Source organism: Glutamicibacter sp. BSL13 (assembly GCF_052928425.1).
The window spans coordinates 1-4,059 of record NZ_JAVGCZ010000156.1; the positions used below are offsets into that span (position 1 = coordinate 1).

General features: G+C 64.2%; 4 protein-coding genes and 1 pseudogene. 1 reads left to right on the forward strand and 4 read right to left on the reverse strand.

Annotated elements, in window-relative coordinates:
• The 3 genes from RCJ92_RS15175 to RCJ92_RS15185 all read right to left on the reverse strand — a co-directional run.
• Window positions 1–646, reverse strand: a 646-nt coding sequence (locus tag RCJ92_RS15175; RefSeq protein ID WP_446755026.1) for a chorismate-binding protein, incomplete at its 3' end; no start/stop codon positions are given.
• Between the two features lie 61 nt (window positions 647–707).
• Window positions 708–1,463 (reverse strand): SDR family oxidoreductase, encoded by a 756-nt coding sequence (locus tag RCJ92_RS15180; protein ID WP_446755027.1) that lies wholly within the window; start codon window positions 1,461–1,463, stop codon window positions 708–710.
• Window positions 1,460–2,116: an isochorismatase family protein gene (locus RCJ92_RS15185; RefSeq protein WP_446755028.1), complete on the reverse strand. Its 657-nt coding sequence runs from the start codon at window positions 2,114–2,116 to the stop codon at window positions 1,460–1,462. The genes RCJ92_RS15180 and RCJ92_RS15185 overlap by 4 nt, the downstream gene beginning before the upstream one ends.
• Window positions 2,117–2,574: 458 nt before the next feature.
• On the opposite strand from RCJ92_RS15185, the pseudogene RCJ92_RS15190 reads away from it, so the two are divergent.
• Window positions 2,575–2,900: pseudogene (locus RCJ92_RS15190) on the forward strand (transposase); the annotation flags it as partial.
• Between the two features lie 767 nt (window positions 2,901–3,667).
• On the opposite strand, the gene RCJ92_RS15195 reads toward RCJ92_RS15190, so the two are convergent.
• Entirely contained in the window at window positions 3,668–4,018 is a 351-nt protein-coding gene (locus RCJ92_RS15195) for a cupin domain-containing protein (protein ID WP_446755029.1), read from the reverse strand.
• Window positions 4,019–4,059 lie beyond the last annotated feature (41 nt).

A 4,059-nucleotide genomic window follows, 5' to 3' on the forward strand; every position in this document is an offset into this window, starting at 1 on the left:
CCGCGGCCAGCGCAGCGTGCCGGGCCGCGGAGCCGGCCAGCGGGTGGCTGCTCAGCTGCCCGTGGCGGACCCCGGCGATCAGCTCGGGGCTGTTGCCGACCATCATCCCGCCGTCCGGGGTGTCCAGCGCGAAGCTGTGTCCGGCGGGGTTCTGCCGGTAGAGCCGCTGCCAGATCGCGGTGGCGTCCCAGGGTTCGCCGGCCTCGACTTCGAGGGTGCGCGCGAGCACGACCTTCTCCAGTTCCCCGGCGGCAATGCGCTCCACCGCGGCATCGACCGCGCAGATGAAGTCGGGGTTGTCGGCCCCGCGCACCTGTTCGATGCGCACGTTCGGCGCGCTAGCGGCCGGGATGCGGTGCATCGGGGTGCGCTCGGCGCGTTCGGGCAGGTACATGTGGACGTCGGCGTCCGGGTCGAAGGGGATCATGCCCACCAGCACGCTGTCGGGCCCGTGGGCTGCCAGCAGTTCGCGGGCGGCCGCGGCCAGCCCCATCTGGCGGGCCCGGTCGTTGTCGAGGCGGGCACGCACCCCGTGGCCGGTGAGCACCCGGCCATAGGAGGCGAAGCGGAAGCCGGCCGGGGTTCCGGCGGTGTGGGGGCCGCCGCGCTCGGCGCGGGGCCTGGCCGCCAAAAGGTTTGGGTTCATGGCGTGGGGATTCCTTGCACTGGGGATGGCTGGATGGGCGTCTTGCGGCGCCCAGTGATGGCTAGAGGGTGGCGCCGCCGTCGACGGTCAGATCGGCGCCGGTGATATGACGTGCGGCCGCCGAGAGCAGGAAGACGACCGTCCCGGCGATGTCCCGCGGGTCGGCCACGCGTCCCAGCGGAATGCCGATGCGGAAGCGGGCGGGGTCTCCGGCGATCGAGGCCGGCTCGATGTCGCCGTCCGGATCCATGCCGTGCAGCATCGCGGTGGCGGTGGAGCCGGGGCTGACCACGTTGGCGCGGATGCCGTGCCCGGCAAGTTCCAGGGCCAGCGATCGGGTGGCCATGGTGGCCGCGGCCTTGGAGGCCGCATATCCGCCCAGCCCGTCGCGCGGGGTGTTGCCCGCGTTCGAGCTGACGGTCACGATGCCCCGGGCATTGGCCGGGTCGCTGGACTGTTGGGCGATCATGGTGCGGGCGGCCAGCTGGGAGACGAGGAACACGGCGCGGGCGTTCACCGCGTGCATCGCGTCCCAGTCCTTTGCCTCCATGTCCAGCAGCCGCCCGGCGGCCAGCACACCGGCGACGTTGACCAGGCCGTGCAGCCGGGTCCCGTCGGCAAGCCGCTCGCGCAGGGCCTGATCCAGCCGCCCCACGGCGTCTTCGGCCGTCAGGTCCAGGGCCAGTACGCCCTGCCCGGCCCGGTCCACCGCCAGCACCTCATGCCCGCTGCCGGCCAGTTCCTCGGCGACGGCGGCGCCGATGCCGCCGGCGGCACCGGTGACCAGCACCAGTCTCGCGGTGGGGTTCGCGCTCATCGGGCAGCAGCGACCGGAACGCGGATCTCGGCAAGCGCCGAGCTCGTGTCGCCGACCACGGCGCAGCGGCCACGGGCGTAATCCACGGCCATTTGGTGCTCCTCCAGCGAGAAATCGGCCAGTGCGTCCTCGATGAGGAACGGCTGGACATCGCGCATGAACGCATCCAGCGCGGTGGTCAGGCAGCCGATATGCGCGTAGACCCCGGTGATCAGCAGCTGGTCGCGCCCCCACGCTTTCAGCAGCTGGTCGAGTTCGGTACGGGCGAAGGCGCTGTAGCGCCACTTGGTCAGCACGTGTTCGCCCTCGCGCGGCGCCAATGCGTCGATGATGCGTTCGCGCCCGTCGGCCACCAGCCCGGTGCCCCAGAAGTCGGTGAGCAGGGCGCGGTCGGCCGGATCCTGGTTGGGTGGCTGGGCGGTGTAGACCACCGGGATCCCTACGGCGTCGGCAGCCTGTCGCAGCGCACCGATGTTTTCAACGGCTGCGTTGATCTGGGCGCGGGGATCGCGCCGGTCAAAGACGTCGAGGAAGTACTGCTGCATGTCGTGCACCAGCAGCACAGCGCGACGCGGGTCGATGCTCCAGTCAACGGCGTTGGCGGCGTTCGACTGTGCCTGCCAGTGGTATCCGGAAATGGCGGGAAGTCCCATGAAAGGTCTACCTCTCAGGTCGGGGGCTAGCTGTGACCGGTGCGGCCACAGCTCCTAACCGTACATGAGGTACACCTAAGTTATAAGCGCCACAGGTATGATTCGTATTTATGAACCTTTACATCAAGTTAGGCTCACCTCATGTTGATACCTCAATGACTACTACAGAACCCTGTAGTGACGCGGTCAGCGGGGGAAGAGCTTTCCTCAAGGCCTGTGATTTATTGTCGGGAAGATTATTCACGTGATACTCGTCACGTGATGTCATATGCAGTGTGATCCTTCCTGGCGGGGGCATGTAAAAGCCCGTCGTGCGCCGCGTCAGACGCGGCCTGGAGCCAAGGGGACGCTCGAAGAAAGAAGTCACCGGTGAAGTAACACTGTGATGGGTGACGCTTTGCAAGGTGCTCATTCTCCAGACCAGCTATTTCAATACTCACAGAGTGTGTAAGCTCTGGGCGACGGAACAGACCTGCGAGGTGCACCTGATCCGCGCGACGACGGGTTCACTGCACAGACCGCGACGCCGTCAGCCGACACTTGAACGACATTTACAAGGCGCCGACCATTGAGGCGGCGGGCTCAGGCTCTGAATGATTTCGAGACCAGAGAACGCGGGGCAGGAAGTACCCCCGGCAGTGGCTACCCTGGCGCAATGCCTACGAGAGGTTCACCCCGTTCCGGGTGTTCCCGCAAGAACTGCCCAAGGTCGTCTACACTACCAGCGAGATGGAACCGATGATCTAAGCCGCGCAAGGTTACCAGGTCCCGGGGTTATTTCCCTCGGGGTAGGCCGGTGCGCTAAGGCCGCCCAAAAACTTAGACAGACAATTCTCGCAAGCGACACCTCGCGGCTCAGCCATACTTTGAGTCATGCCCGAGTCGGCGCGAAATTTGGCTTCAACCCCGGCCGTTGGTCCAAGACCAGCTAGTACTAAACTCCCATTCTTACTTCTTTTTCCGAGCCATCACGCTGAAACTTGAAGATCCAGCCGACTCTGCGGCCCTCAGCATCCGCACTCCGTCCAATCTCGAAGTTCTTAAGGAAATCGATGCCTGTGCATCATTCACAGGCAATGACTATTGGGTTTCAGCAGAGGAGCAAGGCCGCTACTCGGGTGTTGCCGCAAGCGATGATATCTTCATCGGAGCGGTCGACACGCGCAGACGATTCGCGGGTTCCGCGGTCAGATACGCAACGGACGAGTCCCCCGTGGGAGTGATGTCGCCTTCATCCAAACCGGCGATAACCCGAAATTCTCAGAGTTTCCGGACACCGCCAGACAACTCACCCGCGCGCATAAGCAATGAGCAGCTTAACTTCGGTGACGATTGAGCATTGAACGGCGTCCTGTACCTTAGTGTCCTGGTCTGAGTATCCCACGATGAGCAACACGTATATACGGTGAGAAACGCCGCGCCCCGTGGCATAACCAACAGGGAGAGTCCGCGGTGCATTATGCGTTTTTTGACCCGTCGAATCTTCCACACGATTAATGTTTCGGTCAGAGACCATACGGCTCGAAAGTGGATTGGCAGATATAAAAGAGTCTAGCGGCACAGGAAGATCAACAACAGCCGCGCCTGCTCCAGGGCGGTGACCGAATGCTCCAGGGACGCCTCCAAATGCATCATCGCCCCAGCGGCCAACCGATGCACCGTTCCACCGATCTCCAGCTCAACGCTTCCGGAGGCCACCTGGATGATCACCGGGTGCGGCGAGGAATGCTCACTGAGGACCACCTGGTCGTCAAAGGCCAGCTCGGTCACCCGGAAGTTATCGGCCTTGTAATAGGTGTGCGGGGAAATTCTTCCAGGCTTAAAAGGATTGGTCTCGGCCAGCTGATCGACCCCGGTCGTAATTACGCCCCGAGGCAAGTCGCCGTTGACTGGGTGCTCCATCTGCTGCGTCCCTTCGCTCGCTGCCGCTTAGTGCAACCTTG